This window comes from Roseinatronobacter sp., from assembly GCF_051859525.1.
GTDB lineage: Bacteria > Pseudomonadota > Alphaproteobacteria > Rhodobacterales > Rhodobacteraceae > Roseinatronobacter.
The window spans coordinates 1-845 of sequence record NZ_JBHYFM010000049.1 but is presented as its reverse complement, the minus strand read 5'-3'; the positions used below and the strand labels follow the sequence as shown (position 1 = coordinate 845).

The 845-nt window shown below is 58.8% G+C and carries 1 protein-coding gene; it reads right to left on the bottom strand.

Going from position 1 to position 845, the window contains the following annotated elements:
- Positions 1 to 127 precede the first annotated feature (127 nt).
- Positions 128 to 845: ABC transporter ATP-binding protein (locus ACTIE1_RS16620; RefSeq protein ID WP_439563509.1), on the bottom strand; the 718-nt coding region annotated here is incomplete at its 5' end.

Below are 845 nucleotides of genomic sequence, written 5' to 3'. Positions count from 1 at the left end.
TAGGGAATAATGCCCAGTTCGGCCTGTGCGTGGGCCAGCGCCACTTCTACGTCCAGCCAAGACTGCCATATATTTGTTGGTGAAAACAAGGTGTCGGGCGTGATCTGCGTCATATCTGCATTATCCTTCATGCGCCTGCCCCCGCAGCGAGGGCGGCAGTGTCAAACCTTGGCGCTGCCTGTAGCAATGCCCGCGTATACGCATCTTCGGGCGCGCAAAGGACGCGCGACGCAGTGCCTTGCTCAACAAGGCGGCCCTGTAGCAGAACGGCAACGCGGCTTGCCAGTTGGTGGACAACGGCCATGTCATGGGTGATGATCAGCGTGGTGAGCCCGAATTCGGCCTGCAAATCAGACAAAAGGTTCAGGATTTGCGCTTGAACGGAGACATCCAGTGCCGATGTCGGTTCATCACAGATCAGCACTTCGGGATTGTTGATCATTGCGCGCGCGATGGCAATGCGCTGGCGCTGGCCGCCAGACAGATTTAGCGGGTAGCTGTGCAGCAGCCGCGATGGCAAGCCTACCAGATCCATCATTTCGCGCGCCCGACGCAGACGTTCACTTGTTCCAACACCGCGCAGATGCAGGGGGCGTGCAATGATTTCAGCCACAGTGCGCCGAGGATTCAACGAGGAATAGGGATCCTGGAAAATAGGCTGGACCAATCGCGCGCGTGCGGAGTCCGGCATTCCCGAGATATCCTGCCCCTGCAGTGAAACTGAACCGCTGCTGGGATCGACCAGCCCCAACATGATCCGTGCCAAGGTCGATTTACCCGACCCGCTTTCGCCCACAAGTGCCAACGTTTCACCCCGCCGCACCATCAGCGACACGTCATCGACG